Genomic DNA, 14,114 nt, shown 5'->3' on the forward strand with positions numbered 1-14,114 from the left:
TGACGATGTGCCTCTTTCCACCTACGCCGCCGCCTGTTCGCGCGGCTGGTAGATCGCGGTGTGCTGGCAATGCGCGAGCGGCGTCGTGCCGTTGGCGACCACCAGCGCATCGAGCTCGACAAAGCGGTGGCCCTTCTTCTCGTAATTGGCGGTGACTTTTGCGCGTGCCGTGATCTCGTCACCGGCGCGCGCGGCGGACAGCAGCTGCATGCGGCTGCCGACATGGATCCACGGGCCCAGAATGGTGTTGTCGACGAGGAGGCGGTTCATGACGCGCTGGATCAGGCCGGGATGGCCGAGGCCCTCGCGCGCGAAGATCGGATCGGTTTCCCTGATGTCGGCGAGATAGTCGGCGGCGTCCTGCCCGGCCCAGCGGCGGGGTGTCGTGCCCAGCCATTTGCCGGTCTCGAACGTTGCCGGGCCGACCGGCTTGCGCTCGGCCACGGCAGGCACCGCCACATAGTCGCCCAGCGAAACCGCGGGCACCGCCGCCGGCAGCGAGGCCGTCCCGGTGGCGCACAGCTCGGTGCGGCTGAAAACCTCGATCGTGAGCAGGCCGTTGTGCTCGGTCGCGTCGACATCGGCGGCCTCGCCGTCATAGACCGGTTTGATGAAGCGGGCCTCGACCAACCCCCGGGAGAGGAAATCACGGCCCCAGCGCGCCAGCGGCACGTGCATCATGTAGGCGAAGACATCGACCCCCGGGACCAGGCCGCCCGAGAAGCCGAAGCGGCGCGCCACCGTATCGTCGTGCATCTTGTTTTCGGACTGTTTGGCGGTGTTGTAGGCCTCGACGCGCCAGGTTTCGAGCCGGTTCGGCATGGGTCATCTTCCCCGTATTTTTGTTGTTTCGGGGGTGATCGTAGGGCCCGGGGAACAGCGGTCAATCCCCTCGCCTTTGCAGCCCGAATGCGGTACCACGCGGCGGAATGACTGAGACCCCCACCCGCATCTATGTCGACGCCGACGCCTGCCCGGTGAAGGACGAAATCTATCGCGTGGCGCTCCGGCACGGCGTGCCCGTCAGCGTCGTCGCCGGCAATTTTATCCGCGTGCCGCAGGACCCGTTGATCGAGCGCATTGCCGCAGGCAGCGGCATGGACGCGGCCGACGACTGGATCGCGGAACGCGCCCGGCCCGGCGACGTGGTCATCACCTCCGACATTCCGCTGGCGAGCCGTTGCGTCAAGGCCGGCGCCGACGTGATCGCGCCGAACGGCAAGCCGTTCACGGAAGAGTCGATCGGCATGACGCTGGCGGTGCGCAATTTGATGACGGATCTGCGCTCGGCCGGCGAAGTGACCGGCGGGCCGCGCTCGTTCTCGCCGCGCGACCGCTCGGCCTTCCTCTCCGCGCTCGACCAGACGCTGCGCCGGATCCAGCGCCGCCGCGCCGACCAAGCTGCAACGAGCCAAGGTTAGTCATGGCGCCGCCCCTGATCCAGCTCAAGGACATCACGCTGACCTTCGGCGGCACGCCGCTGCTGTCAGGCGTCGAGCTCAATGTCGCACCAGGCGAGCGCGTCTGCCTGATCGGCCGCAACGGCTCCGGCAAATCGACGCTGCTGAAGATCGCAGCCGGCCTCGTCGAGGCAGACGGCGGCACGCGCTTCGTACAGCCCGGCGCCACCGTCCGCTATCTGCCGCAGGAGCCCGATTTCGGCGAGCACAAGACCACGCTCGCCTATGTCGAGGCCGGCCTCGCACCGGGCGACGATCCCTATCAGGCGCGCTATCTGGTCGAGCAGCTCGGGCTCACCGGCAACGAGAACCCGGCCAACGTCTCCGGCGGCGAAGCCCGCCGTGCCGCGCTCGCGCGGGTGCTGGCGCCCTCGCCCGACATCCTGCTGCTGGACGAGCCGACCAACCATCTCGATTTATCCACCATCGAATGGCTGGAGCAGGAGCTCGACGGCCGCCGCAGCGCGCTGGTGATCATCAGCCACGATCGCCGCTTCCTCACCAATCTGTCGCGCTCCACGGCGTGGCTCGACCGCGGCAGGATCAAGCAGATCGACCGCGGCTTCGCATCGTTCGAGAGCTGGCGCGACGAGGTGCTGGCGGAAGAAGAGCGCGACCAGCACAAGCTCGACCGCAAGATCGTCGACGAGGAGCACTGGCTGCGCCACGGCGTCTCCGGCCGGCGCAAGCGCAACGTCAAGCGCCTCGCCAATCTGCATGCGCTGCGAGACCAGCGCCGCAATTATCGCGGCACGGCCGGCACCGCCAGTCTCGCCGCGGCGGAAGCGGATGCCTCCGGCAAGCTGGTGATCGAGGCCAAGGGCATCTCCAAGGCCTATGGCGAGCGCAAGATCGTCGAGAACTTCTCCACCCGCATCCAGCGCGGCGACCGGCTCGGCATCATCGGGCCGAACGGCGCCGGCAAGACCACGCTGGTCAACCTGCTCACTGGCGGGACGCAGCCAGACTCCGGCACCGTGCGGCTGGGTGCCAATCTCGAGACGGCAACGCTCGACCAGCACCGCGAAAGCCTCGATCCGAAATCGACGCTGGCGGAAGCGCTGACCGGCGGCCGCGGCGACCACGTCATGGTCGGCGGTAAGCCCAAGCACGTCGTCGGCTACATGAAGGACTTCCTGTTCGCCCAGGAGCAGCGCGGCACGCCGGTGGAGGTGTTGTCGGGCGGTGAGCGCGGCCGGCTGATGCTGGCGCGCGCGCTGGCCAAGCCCTCGAACCTCCTGGTGCTGGACGAGCCGACCAACGATCTCGATCTCGAAACGCTCGACGTGCTCGAGGAGATGCTCGGCGACTACGAGGGCACGGTCATCCTGATCAGCCACGACCGCGACTTCCTCGACCGTGTCGTCACCTCGGTGATAGCGCCGGAGGGCAACGGCAAGTGGATCGAATATGCCGGCGGCTACAGCGACATGCTGAGCCAGCGCGGCGCGGACCTGAAGCGCGAGACCGCGAAGGCGCAACCGGCTTCCGAGAAGAAGGAAGAGCGCGCTACTCCCCCCTCGTCCGCGCCGAAGCGGAAGCTGAGCTTCAACGAGAAGCACGCGCTGGAAACGTTGCCGAAGAAAATGGAAACGCTCCAGGCCGACATTGCAAAATTGCAGCGCGTGCTCGACGATCACAACCTCTACGCTCGGGATCGCAAGAAATTCGACGATACGTCAGCCGCCATCGCCAAGGCGCACGAAGAACTGTCCGCCGCCGAAGAGCGCTGGCTCGAACTCGAAATGCTCAGAGAAGAAATCGAGCAGGCATAAATTCGTAGGATGGGTAGAGCGCAGCGAAACCCATCGCCACACGGGAATTGGTTCCGATGGGTTTCGCTTCGCTCTACCCATCCTACAGGGCCGGAAATAGAGAGATCACATGACCACTCCCCTCGCCGCAAAAATCGCCCGTGAATACGGTACGCCCTGCGCCGTCATCGACATGGACAGGGTCGAGCGCAACATCGCGCGGATCCAGAAGGCCTGCGACGACGCCGGCATCGCCAACCGTCCCCACATCAAGACGCACAAGAACCCGACTATCGCCAAGATGCAGGTCGCGGCCGGCGCCAAGGGCATCACGTGCCAGAAGATCGGCGAGGCCGAGATCATGGCCAATGCCGGCATCGACGACATCCTGATCAGCTACAATCTGCTCGGCGAGGAAAAGATGGCGCGGCTCGGCGCGCTGAATGCCAAGGCCAACATGACGGTTGCGGCCGACAACTCCACCGTCGTCGCGGGCTTGCCCAAGGCCGCCGCGGCGTCGGGCCGTCCGCTCTCGGTCGTGGTCGAATGCGACACCGGCCGCAAGCGCGCCGGTGTCGAGACGCCGGCGGAAGCGATTGCGCTGGCGCGCGAGATCGCAGCATCCAAGGGGCTGCAGTTCGCCGGCTTCATGCTCTACCCCACCGAGACCGGCTGGCGCGATGCGCAGAAGTTCTTCGACGAAGCATTGGCCGGCGTGCGCGCGCACGGGCTCGACGCCAAGATCGTCTCGACCGGCGGCACGCCGAACCTCGTCAACATCGGCAAGCTCAAGGGTGGCACCGAGCACCGCTTCGGCACCTACATCTACAACGACCGCATGCAGGTGGCGGCCGGCTCGGCCACCTGGGACGACTGCGCGCTGCACATCTATTCGACGGTGGTGAGCCGCGCCGCGCCCGAGCGCGGCATTCTGGACGCCGGCTCGAAGACGCTGACCACGGATACCGGCGGCCTCGACGGCCACGGCCTGATCCTGGAGCACCCCGAAGCCAAGATCGCGAAGTTCGCCGAGGAGCACGGCTTCCTCGACCTCTCCCGCAGCAACACCAGGCCGAATGTCGGCGATGTCGTCCGCATCGTGCCGAACCACGTCTGCGTCGTCGTCAACATGATGGACGAGGTGGTGATGGTGCGCGGCGAGGAGATCATCGGCACGCTGCCGGTCGCGGCGCGGGGGAAGCTACGGTAACCGCTGCCGTAGGATGGGTAGAGCGAAGCGAAACCCATCTCTACTTGCGAAAGGCTTGAAGTGATGGGTTTCGCTTCGCTCTACCCATCCTACAAGTTGAGCCACCTCAGCACGCCCCGGCCCGCCGCAGCTCCCGTCGCAAACGAGGCTTGCAGCAGATACCCGCCCGTCGGCGCTTCCCAGTCGAGCATCTCGCCGGCGGCGAACACGCCGGGCAGCTTGCGCAGCATGAAGTTCGCGTCGAGCTCGTCGAAAGACAGTCCGCCCGCCGTCGAGATCGCCCGATCGATCGGGGCTACGCCGGTGAGCTGAACCGGAATGGCATTGATCAGGGTCGCAAGCTCGGCCGGCGACAGCGCCGCCAGCGTCCGGCCGGATGCAATGGCCGCCTCCTGCATCAGGCCGATGCCGACCGGCGACAATTGCGCGGCCTTGCGCAGGAAGTTCGCGAGCGACTGCTTGCCGCGCGTCCCTGATAGCCGCGTGGTCAGCCCTGATGTGTCGAGGTCGGGCCGCAAGGCGATGCTCAGCGTGGCCTGCCCGAGCCCGAGCACCGCCTCGCGCAGCTCCGCCGAAAGCGCGTAGATCGCTCCGCCCTCGATGCCGCTGCGGGTGATCATCGCCTCGCCGCGCACTGTGTGCGTGCCGATGGTCAGCGCCACGCCCTTGAGCGGCTGGCCCTCGAAACGGTCGCGGAACACATCGGACCATGCGACCGTGAAGCCGGAATTGGCCGGCCGCAGCTTTGAGATGGCCACGCCCTTCGCCGTGAGAATATCGGCCCAGCCGCCATCCGATCCGAGCCGCGGCCAGCTGGCGCCGCCGAGCGCGAGCACCGCAGCACTCGCTGTAACGGCGGCGTTGCCGCTTGGCGTCTGAAACTCCAGCCGCCCTTCCGCGTCCCATCCGGTCCAGCGATGGCGAAAGGCAAAGCGGACTCCGGCAGCATCGAGCCGCCGCAGCCAGGCGCGCAGCAGAGGCGATGCCTTGAACGCCTTCGGAAACACCCGCCCGCTGCTGCCGACGAATGTCGGCTCGCCCAGCGCCTCGCTCCAGGCGCGCAGCGCGTCGGGCGAGAAGGCGTCGATTGCCTGTTGCAGCTTCGGTGCAGCCTCGCGGTAGCGCGCCATGAACTGCGGCAGCGGCTCGCTGTGGGTGAGATTGAGTCCGCCGCGGCCCGCCATCAGGAATTTGCGGCCCGCGGACGGCATGGCGTCATAGACGGTGACGCGGGCGCCACCCGACGCGAGCACCTCCGCCGCCATCAGCCCGGCGGGGCCGGCACCGATGATGGCGATGTGAGTGTCCGTTGTGGTCATGATGAGAATTTAGAGCACACCCGCGCCGCGGAACAGGTCGTCATGCCCGGGCTTGTCCCGGGCATCCACGAGAGCCGCGCGGGCGGTGCCAAGAATGTGGATGGCCGGGACAAGCCCGGCCATGACGGAGAGTACTGTTCGGGTCGTCGCTTTGCGACGGTCAGAGCTTGATCCCTGCCCGTGCCGCGGCCTGCGCCACGTATTTCTGCGTCTGCTCGAACGCGCCCTGCAGCGCCCTGGCCTTCGACATGTCGCTGATCTCGGCGAAATGCGCGGCGACCGCGTCGGGCGTCCATTCGGACTCCGGCAGGTTGATGCCTTCGCTCTCCAAAATCTTGATCACGGCGAACGAGCCGGCGCCGGCGCCCATGATGGTGCGGGTCGGAGCGTCCTCGCTCAGCATGTACTCGACCGCGGGCGTGATCGCATTCGGCTTCATCAGCTGCAGCGCCTGCGGCGGCAGCAGCTCTTCGGTCATGCGGGTCGCCGCCGTCGGCGAGATGATGTTGACGCGGATGTTGTTCTTGCGGCCTTCCTCGGCGAGCACGTTCATCAGGCCGACCATGCCCGATTTTGCCGCGCCGTAATTGGCCTGGCCGAAATTGCCGTAGAGACCGGAGGACGACGTGGTCAGCACGATGCGGCCGTAGTTGCGGTCGCGCATGCCGGCCCAGGCGGCCTTGCAGCAGTAGAAGGTGCCGACGAGATGCACGTCCAGCACCTTCTGGAAGTCGGCCGCTTCCATCTTGCCGAACGACTTGTCGCGCAGGATGCCGGCGTTGGCGCACACGAGGTCGACGCTGCCCCACTCCTTGGTGGCACGCTCGACCATCGCGGTGACCTGCTCGAAGTTCGATACGTCGGCGCCATCGGCCATCGCGGTGCCGCCGGCTTTGCGGATCTCCTCGACGACGGCTTCGGCCGGCGACAGCGAGCCGCCGGTGCCGTCACGCGCGCCGCCGAAATCGTTGACCACGACCTTGGCGCCGCGGCTGGCCAGCCCCAGGGCGTGCGCCTTGCCGAGACCATTGCCCGCGCCGGTGACGATGGCGACGCGTCCGTCGAACCTGATTGCCATTGTGCAGTTCCTGCTTCTTCTTCCTTCTCCCCTTGTGGGAGAAGGTGGCGCGAAGCGCCGGATGAGGGGTCTCTCGCCACAGATGTGCTCGCGGAGAGAGACCCCTCACCCGGCTTCGCTTTCGCGAAGCCACCCTCTCCCACAGGGGGAGAGGGTCCGAGCGCACCGATTTGGACAGCTTTTGAGCAGCGATGGATGGCCGGGTCAAGCCCGGCCATGACGGCCGCGTTCAGGCGAAATAGGTCAGGCCGAGCCATTCCGCGACCAGCGCGGGCTTGTCCTCGCCTTCGATCTCCACCGTGACGTTGGTGCGAGTTTGAAATTCGCTGGGCTTGCGCAGTCTGGCTTCGGCGAGCACGAAACGGCCGCGGACACGCTTGCCCGAGCGCACCGGCGAAATGAAGCGCAGCTTGTCGAAACCGTAGTTCACACCCATCGTGGCGCCCGCAACCGCCGGCATCACCTCGTAGGACATCACCGACAGCAGCGACATCGTCAGGAAGCCGTGCGCAATGGTGGTACCGAAGGCCGTCTCCTTCGCCTTTTGGGGATCGACGTGGATGAACTGATGATCCTCGATCACGTCGGCGTAGGTGTCGATGCGGGGCTGATCGATCAGGTGCCACGAGGACACGCCGATCTCCTTGCCGACCATGGCCTGATAGGCCTCGAGCGCAATCGGCGGCTTCTTCCAGACTTCGTTCACTTAGGTCTCACTCCGTGTTTTCGGCAGTTCCGGAAAATCCTCCTCGCGGAATTCCCGGCCGCGCAGCGGATCGTTGCGATCATCGTCGCGTTCGAGCCGTCGTAGCTGCACGCGGCGGATTTTGCCAGAGATCGTCTTCGGCAGCTCGGTGACGATTTCGAGGCGGCGGATACGCTTGAACGGCGCAAGGCGCGTATGCAGGTGCTTGAAGATGGAGAGCGCGGTTTCCCGGCTGCGCTCCGCGCCCGAGGTCAGCAGCACGAAGGCCTTGGGGACGGCGAGCCGGATCGGATCGGGGCTGGGCACCACCGCGGCTTCGGCGACGAGCTCGTGCTCGAGCAGCACGCTTTCGAGCTCGAACGGGCTGATGCGGTAGTCCGAGGATTTGAACACGTCGTCGGAGCGGCCGACGAAGGTGAGATAGCCGTCCTCATCCGCGAACACGACGTCGCCGCTGCGATAAAGCTTGCCCTCCGCGCCCGAGAGCTTGCCGTCGTCGCCCTGATAGCCCTGCATCAGGCCGGCGGGGCGGTCGGCACCCAGCACCAGGGCCACCTCGCCCTCCCTGGCAGGATGGCCGTCGGCATCGCTGACCTGGACGCGGTAGCCGGGCAGCGGCCGGCCCATCGAGCCGATCTTGATCGGCTGTCCCGGCGAGTTGCCGGCGAGCGCGGTCGTTTCGGTCTGGCCGTAGCCGTCGCGGATGGTGAGGCCCCAGGCGGCCTGCACCTGGTCGATCACCTCAGGATTGAGCGGCTCGCCGGCGCCGCAGACTTCGCGCAAGGCCACCTTGAACGAGGCGAGGTTCTCCTGGATGAACAGCCGCCACACCGTCGGCGGTGCGCACAGCGTCGTGACGCCGCAGCGGCCGATGGTGGCGAGCAGGCCTTTCGCATCGAAGCGCGGTTGGTTGACCACGAACACGGTGGCGCCGGCATTCCACGGCGCGAAGAAGCAGCTCCAGGCGTGCTTGGCCCAGCCGGGCGACGATATGTTGAGATGGACGTCGCCGGGCTTCAGCCCGATCCAGTACATGGTGGAGAGATGGCCGACGGGATAGCTGCGCTGGCTGTGCCGCACGAGCTTCGGCTTCGCGGTCGTGCCCGAGGTGAAATAGAGCAGCATCGGGTCGTCGGCGTTGGTCACACCGTCGGGCGCAAAACTCTCCGGCGCTTTCGCCGCCTCACCATAGGCGAGCCAGCCTTCGGCGGCAGCGCCGACCACGATGCGCACGATATTCTCGGCGCCAAGGCTTGCGAATTTCGCGACCTGATCCTCGGCGGCCACCACCGCCTTCGCCTTGCCGCGATCGAGCCGGTCGCGGAGCTCGTCGGCCGTGAGCAACGTCGTGGCGGGGATGACGACCACGCCGAGCTTCATCGCCGCCAGCATCGTCTCCCACAGCGGTACCACGTTGCCGAGCAGCAGCAGGAGATGGTCGCCGCGCTTCAGGCCCTGCGCGCGGAGGAAGTTCGCGACCTGGTTGGAGCGCTTCGAGAGCGCCGCAAATGACAGCTTCGTCTGCCTGTCCTGCGCGGCATCGACGATCCAGAGCGCAGGTCGATCCTTGCTGTCCGCATTCGCCGCCAGCTCGGCGTCGAACCAGTCGAGCGCCCAGTTGAAGGGAACCGGATCGGGCCAGCGGAACTCCCGGACCGCGGTCTCGTAGTCCGTTCGGTTATGAAGCAGAAACGCGCGCGCTTCCAAAAATGTCGTCATGATCCGGGCCCGTCGAATTGGTCTTCGAACGTAGCCCGGATGGAGCGGAGCGCAATCCGGGGCCRGTCGCGCCAGTCGAGGGGATTGTCCCGGATTTCGCTTCGCTCCATCCGGGCTACGAAGCCTCGCTATTTTCCGGCGAGGCTGCGAACGTGCTTGATAATTCCGGAAAAATCCACCCCGCCTTGGCCTGCTGCGTCGAAAGACTGATAGATCTCCTGCGCATGCTTGCCGAGCGGCGTCGCCGCGCCAGCGGCCTTGGCGGCGTCCTGCGCCAGCGTCAGATCCTTCACCATCAGCGCCGACGCAAAACCCGGCTTGTAGTCGTTGTTGGCCGGCGAAGTCGGCACCGGGCCCGGAACCGGACAATAGGTCGTGAGCGACCAGCACTGGCCCGACGAGGTCGAGGCAACGTCGAACAGCGCCTGATGCGAGAGGCCGAGCTTTTCGCCGAGTGCAAAGGCCTCGCTGACCGCGATCATGGAAATGCCCAGGATCATGTTGTTGCAGATTTTTGCCGCCTGCCCCGCGCCGGCGCCGCCGCAATGCACGATCTTCTTGCCCATCTTCTCCAGCACGGGTTTTGCCGCCGCGAACGCCCCCTCCTCGCCGCCGCACATGAAGGTGAGCGTCGCGCCCTTGGCCCCGCCGGTGCCGCCGGAGACCGGCGCATCGACCGAGAGCACGCCGCTCTTGGCCGCAAGCGCATGCGCCTGGCGCGCGCTCTCGACGTCGATGGTGGAGCTGTCGATGATCAGCGCGCCCTTGGTCATGGCAGGCACGACCTCGTTCCAGACGCCGAGCACGTGCTTGCCTGCGGGGAGCATGGTGACCACGACATCGGCGCCCTTCACCGCGCCCGCGGCGCTGTCGGCAATGCCGGCGCCGTCGGCCTTGGCTTGTGCGCGCGAGGCCTCGACGAGGTCGAACGCCACCACCTTGTGGCCGGCCTTGACGAGGTTGGCCGCCATCGGACCGCCCATGTTGCCGAGACCAATGAATGCGATCGTGGCCATTGTCGTTTCCTCCGCTGTCGTGTTGTTAGTTGAACTTCAATTCGTCGGCGCCGATCTCTGCGAGATATGGCGCCAGCATTTGCGGCGTCACATCCTCGATGCGCGGCGGCGACCAGGTCGGATTGCGGTCCTTGTCGATCACGGCCGCGCGCACGCCCTCGCGAAAATCGTCGCTGCGGAAGACTTCAAGCGCGGCGCGATATTCGCGCACCAGACACTCTTCCAGGTTTGAGGCCGCACGCGCGAGACGCAAGAGCTTCAGCGTCACGACCATGCCGCGCGGGGACTTTTCGTTCAGCGTCTTCAGCGTCGCCAGCGCGAACTCCGAGCCGTCGCGCTTCAGAGCAGCGAAAATATCTTCCATGCGATCGAAGCCGAACAGAGCATCGATGAGCGGCTCCTTCGCCGCCACCGGCCCCGCGGTCTCACCGGTCGCAAAACCGCTAATGAGCTTGCTGACATCGGCCGCAGTCGCGCCCGGACGAGCCTTGGTCAGCGCCTCGCGCAGCTCCGGCCATTTGGCCGCCTGCACCACGCCATCCGCAAACTTGGCGTGGACCGCGTCCGGACCATTCATGGTCTGGCCGGTCAGGCCGAAATAGGTGCCGATCTCGCCGGGCGAGCGTGACAACAGATAGGTGCCGCCGACATCGGGGAAGAAGCCGAGGCCGACCTCGGGCATCGCCAGCTTGGTGCGGTCGGTGACGATGCGGTGGCTGGCATGCGCCGAAAGGCCAACGCCGCCGCCCATCACGATACCGTCCATGAAGGCGACATAGGGTTTTGGGAATTTCTTGATGCGGGCGTTGAGGATGTATTCCTCGCGCCACAGGATCTTGCCGAGGTCACCGTTGACCTTGGAGCTTTCCCAGAGCGTGCGGATGTCACCGCCGGCGCACAGGCCACGTTCGCCGGCGCCTTCCAGCACGATCACGGCCACGGCCGGATCGGCCTCGAAGCGGTCGAGCGCCTTGTCGATGTCGCGAAACATCTCCAGCGTCACCGCATTGATGGCCTTGGGGCGGTTGAGCCTGATGATGCCGGCCGCGCCCTCGACGCGGGCGACGAGGTCGCCCTCTTCCGCTCCGCTCATCGCGCGCCCTCGATCAGTTTGCGCGCCACGATGAGCCGCATGATTTCATTGGTGCCTTCGAGGATCTGGTGCACGCGCAGATCGCGCACGATCTTCTCGATGCCGTATTCGCTGAGATAGCCGTAGCCGCCATGAAGCTGCAGCGCGTGGTTGGCGACCTCGAAGCCGACATCGGTGCCGAAGCGCTTGGCCATCGCGCACAACATGGTGGCATCAGGGTCTTTCCGGTCGAGCGCGGCGGCGGCGCGCCACAGGAACGTGCGCGCGGCTTCCAGCTCGATCGCCATGTCCGCAAGCTTGAATTGCAGCGCCTGGAATTCGTCGAGGCGCTTTCCGAACGCCTTGCGCTCCTTCATGTAGGCGCGCGCCTTGTCGAGCGCGGTCTGGGCACCGCCGAGCGAACAGGCCGTAATGTTGAGGCGTCCGCCGTCGAGGCCGGCCATCGCGATCTTGAAGCCGACGCCCTCCTCGCTCAGGCGATTGGCCACGGGCACGCGGGCGTTCTCGAACATGACGGCGCGGGTCGGCTGCGCGTTCCAGCCCATCTTGCGCTCGTTGGCGCCGAAGGAGACGCCGGGCGTTTTGCCGTCGATGACGAGGGTGGAGATGCCGCCGGGACCATCGCCGCCGGTCCTGACCATCGCGACCAGCAGATCGGTGCCGCCGGCGCCGGAGATGAACTGCTTCTGGCCGTTGAGGATGTAGTGGTCGCCGTCACGCACGGCGCGAGTGCGCAAGGCCGCGGCATCCGAGCCTGCGCCCGGCTCGGTCAGGCAGTAGCTCGCGATCAGCTCCATGGTGCAGAGCTTCGGCAGCCATGTGTGGCGCTGGGTGTCGCTGCCGAAGGCATCGATCATCCAGCTCGCCATGTTGTGGATGGAGATGAAGGCCGAGGTGGTCGGGCAGCCCGTCGCCAATGCCTCGAAGATCAGCGCCGCGTCGAACCGCGACATCGCCGATCCCCCGACATCGTCGCGGATGTAGATGCCGCCCATGCCGAGGCTTGCCGCCTCGCGCATCACGTCGACGGGGAAGTGCTTCTCCTCGTCCCAGCGCAGCGCGTGCGGCGCGATCTTCTCCGCCGCAAACGCCAACGCCATGTCGCGAACCGCGACCTGATCCTCGTTCAGAGCGAACTGCATGTGAGCCTCGCTCTCAGGAGGATTACTTCATCAGCGGGATCGAGAACTCCGCACCTTCCTTGACGCCGGACGGCCAGCGCGAGGTCACCGTCTTGGTCTTGGTGTAGAAGCGGACCGAGTCTGGACCGTGCTGGTTGAGATCGCCGAAGCCCGACTTCTTCCAGCCGCCGAAGGTGTAATAGGCGATCGGCACCGGGATCGGCACGTTGATGCCGACCATGCCGACGTTCACCTTGGCCGCGAAGTCGCGCGCGGCATCGCCGTCGCGGGTGAAGATGGCAACGCCGTTGCCGTAGTCATGGTCGGACGGCAGCGCCAGCGCTTCCTTGTAGTCATGCGCGCGCACGACCGAGAGCACCGGGCCGAAGATCTCTTCCTTGTAGATCCGCATGTCCTTGGTGACGTTGTCGAACAGCGAACCGCCAAGATAGAAGCCCTTCTCGTAGCCCTGCATCTTGAAGCCGCGGCCGTCGACAGCCAGCGTCGCGCCTTCCTTGATGCCGAGGTCGATGTAGCCCTTGACCTTCTCGACCGCCTCGCGCGTCACCAGCGGACCGTAATCGGCCGACGGATCGATCGAGGTGCCGATCTTGAGGGACTCGACGCGCGGAATCAGCTTTTCCATCAGGCGGTCGGCAGTGGACTTGCCGACGGGAACGGCGACGGAGACGGCCATGCAGCGCTCACCGGCCGAGCCGTAGCCCGCGCCGATCAGCGCGTCGACGGCCTGGTCCATGTCGGCATCCGGCATGATGATGGCGTGGTTCTTGGCGCCGCCGAAGCACTGGCAGCGCTTGCCGGTCTGGGCGGCGCGCTCGTAAATGTACTGCGCGATCGGCGTGGAGCCCACGAAGCCGACGGCCTTGATATCGGGGTCGTCGAGGATGGCGTCGACCGCTTCCTTGTCGCCGTTAACGACATTGAGGATGCCGGCCGGCAGGCCCGCCTCGATCATGAGTTCGGCAAGCAGCATCGGCACGCCGGGATCGCGCTCGGACGGCTTGAGGATGAAGGCGTTGCCGCAGGCAATCGCCGGGGCGAACTTCCACATCGGGATCATCGCCGGGAAGTTAAACGGCGTGATACCGGCGACGACGCCGAGCGGCTGACGCATCGAATAGATGTCGATGCCGGGGCCGGCGCCTTCGGTGTACTCGCCCTTCATCAGGTGCGGAATGCCGCAGGCGAACTCGGCGACCTCGAGGCCGCGCTGGATATCGCCCTTGGCGTCGGGCACCGTCTTGCCGTGCTCGCGGGCGAGCAGCTCGGCGAGCTTGTCGTAGTCGCGCTGAACCAGCTCGACGAATTTCATCATCACGCGGGCGCGGCGCTGCGGGTTGGTCGCGGCCCATTCGGGCTGTGCGGCGCGCGCATTCTCGACGGCGGCGCGGACCTCGGCCTTGGACGCCAGCGCGACCTTGGCCTGAACGTCGCCGGTCATCGGCTCGAAAACGTCGGCAGTGCGGCCCGAGGTGCCCTTAACTTCCTTGCCACCGATGAAATGTCCGACTGAACGCATGGAATGATCTCCTTGAGGTCGAGCTTGAACGCTTTGACAAATCCTATCGACCTGCATTTATTGGGATTCAAGTCTGAGATAATGCACCATAGATGTGC

At 66.1% G+C, this 14,114-nt stretch carries 11 protein-coding genes and 1 pseudogene; 3 read left to right on the forward strand and 9 right to left on the reverse strand.

Translation table 11 applies throughout. The features are described 5' to 3' along the window. Positions 1–21: 21 nt before the first annotated feature. Positions 22–822: a hotdog family protein gene (locus A7X65_RS10275; protein WP_063684368.1), complete on the reverse strand. Its 801-nt coding sequence runs from the start codon at positions 820–822 to the stop codon at positions 22–24. 107 nt (positions 823–929) lie between these two features. On the opposite strand from A7X65_RS10275, the gene A7X65_RS10280 reads away from it, so the two are divergent. The 3 genes from A7X65_RS10280 (at position 930) to A7X65_RS10290 (ending at position 4,424) form a co-directional block, all read left to right on the forward strand. Next, positions 930–1,421, forward strand: a complete 492-nt coding sequence (locus A7X65_RS10280) for a YaiI/YqxD family protein (protein WP_063684369.1) — start codon at positions 930–932, stop codon at positions 1,419–1,421. A gap of 2 nt (positions 1,422–1,423) precedes the next feature. Beyond that, entirely contained in the window at positions 1,424–3,235 is a 1,812-nt protein-coding gene (locus tag A7X65_RS10285) for an ABC-F family ATP-binding cassette domain-containing protein (RefSeq protein WP_063684371.1), read from the forward strand. Positions 3,236–3,344: 109 nt separating this feature from the next. Beyond that, positions 3,345–4,424 (forward strand): D-TA family PLP-dependent enzyme, encoded by a 1,080-nt coding sequence (locus A7X65_RS10290; protein ID WP_063684373.1) that lies wholly within the window; start codon positions 3,345–3,347, stop codon positions 4,422–4,424. Between the two features lie 89 nt (positions 4,425–4,513). Here the strand turns inward: A7X65_RS10290 and A7X65_RS10295 are convergent, their stop codons facing one another. The 8 genes and pseudogenes from A7X65_RS10295 to A7X65_RS10330 all read right to left on the reverse strand — a co-directional run bounded on the left by A7X65_RS10295 (position 4,514) and on the right by A7X65_RS10330 (position 14,016). After that, the gene (locus A7X65_RS10295) at positions 4,514–5,743 is read right to left on the reverse strand and encodes a BaiN/RdsA family NAD(P)/FAD-dependent oxidoreductase (RefSeq protein ID WP_082884879.1); all 1,230 of its coding nucleotides are present in this window, start codon (positions 5,741–5,743) and stop codon (positions 4,514–4,516) included. 160 nt (positions 5,744–5,903) lie between these two features. After that, the gene (locus A7X65_RS10300; RefSeq protein WP_063684375.1) at positions 5,904–6,821 is read right to left on the reverse strand and encodes an SDR family NAD(P)-dependent oxidoreductase; all 918 of its coding nucleotides are present in this window, start codon (positions 6,819–6,821) and stop codon (positions 5,904–5,906) included. Between the two features lie 229 nt (positions 6,822–7,050). Beyond that, complete coding sequence (locus tag A7X65_RS10305) at positions 7,051–7,527, reverse strand: MaoC family dehydratase (RefSeq protein WP_063684377.1); 477 nt, start codon at positions 7,525–7,527, stop codon at positions 7,051–7,053. Further along, positions 7,528–9,246 (reverse strand): AMP-binding protein, encoded by a 1,719-nt coding sequence (locus A7X65_RS10310; protein WP_063684378.1) that lies wholly within the window; start codon positions 9,244–9,246, stop codon positions 7,528–7,530. It lies immediately after the preceding gene. A gap of 128 nt (positions 9,247–9,374) precedes the next feature. Next, a pseudogene (gene mmsB, locus A7X65_RS10315) lies at positions 9,375–10,277 on the reverse strand (3-hydroxyisobutyrate dehydrogenase); the annotation flags it as partial. A 10-nt stretch (positions 10,278–10,287) separates the two neighbouring features. Further along, positions 10,288–11,355 carry an enoyl-CoA hydratase/isomerase family protein gene (locus tag A7X65_RS10320; protein ID WP_063684380.1) on the reverse strand — a complete coding sequence of 356 codons (1,068 nt, stop codon included), beginning with the start codon at positions 11,353–11,355 and terminating at the stop codon, positions 10,288–10,290. Continuing rightward, entirely contained in the window at positions 11,352–12,497 is a 1,146-nt protein-coding gene (locus tag A7X65_RS10325) for an isobutyryl-CoA dehydrogenase (RefSeq protein ID WP_063684381.1), read from the reverse strand. Before A7X65_RS10325 ends, A7X65_RS10320 begins: the two co-directional genes overlap by 4 nt. A 22-nt stretch (positions 12,498–12,519) precedes the next feature. Further along, positions 12,520–14,016, reverse strand: a complete 1,497-nt coding sequence (locus A7X65_RS10330) for a CoA-acylating methylmalonate-semialdehyde dehydrogenase (RefSeq protein ID WP_063684382.1) — start codon at positions 14,014–14,016, stop codon at positions 12,520–12,522. Positions 14,017–14,114 lie beyond the last annotated feature (98 nt).

Source organism: Bradyrhizobium stylosanthis (assembly GCF_001641335.1).
Taxonomy (GTDB): Bacteria; Pseudomonadota; Alphaproteobacteria; order Rhizobiales; family Xanthobacteraceae; genus Bradyrhizobium; species Bradyrhizobium stylosanthis.

Excerpts from the sequence above, each read along its gene's own strand:
- A7X65_RS10280 (WP_063684369.1), top strand. The coding sequence starts at position 930 with ATGACTGAGACCCCCACCCGCATCTATGTCGACGCCGACGCCTGCCCG.
- A7X65_RS10295 (WP_082884879.1), bottom strand. The coding sequence starts at position 5,743 with ATGACCACAACGGACACTCACATCGCCATCATCGGTGCCGGCCCCGCC.
- A7X65_RS10285 (WP_063684371.1), top strand. The coding sequence starts at position 1,424 with ATGGCGCCGCCCCTGATCCAGCTCAAGGACATCACGCTGACCTTCGGC.
- A7X65_RS10320 (WP_063684380.1), bottom strand. The coding sequence starts at position 11,355 with ATGAGCGGAGCGGAAGAGGGCGACCTCGTCGCCCGCGTCGAGGGCGCG.
- A7X65_RS10310 (WP_063684378.1), bottom strand. The coding sequence starts at position 9,246 with ATGACGACATTTTTGGAAGCGCGCGCGTTTCTGCTTCATAACCGAACG.
- A7X65_RS10290 (WP_063684373.1), top strand. The coding sequence starts at position 3,345 with ATGACCACTCCCCTCGCCGCAAAAATCGCCCGTGAATACGGTACGCCC.
- A7X65_RS10325 (WP_063684381.1), bottom strand. The coding sequence starts at position 12,497 with ATGCAGTTCGCTCTGAACGAGGATCAGGTCGCGGTTCGCGACATGGCG.
- A7X65_RS10300 (WP_063684375.1), bottom strand. The coding sequence starts at position 6,821 with ATGGCAATCAGGTTCGACGGACGCGTCGCCATCGTCACCGGCGCGGGC.
- A7X65_RS10275 (WP_063684368.1), bottom strand. The coding sequence starts at position 822 with ATGCCGAACCGGCTCGAAACCTGGCGCGTCGAGGCCTACAACACCGCC.
- A7X65_RS10330 (WP_063684382.1), bottom strand. The coding sequence starts at position 14,016 with ATGCGTTCAGTCGGACATTTCATCGGTGGCAAGGAAGTTAAGGGCACC.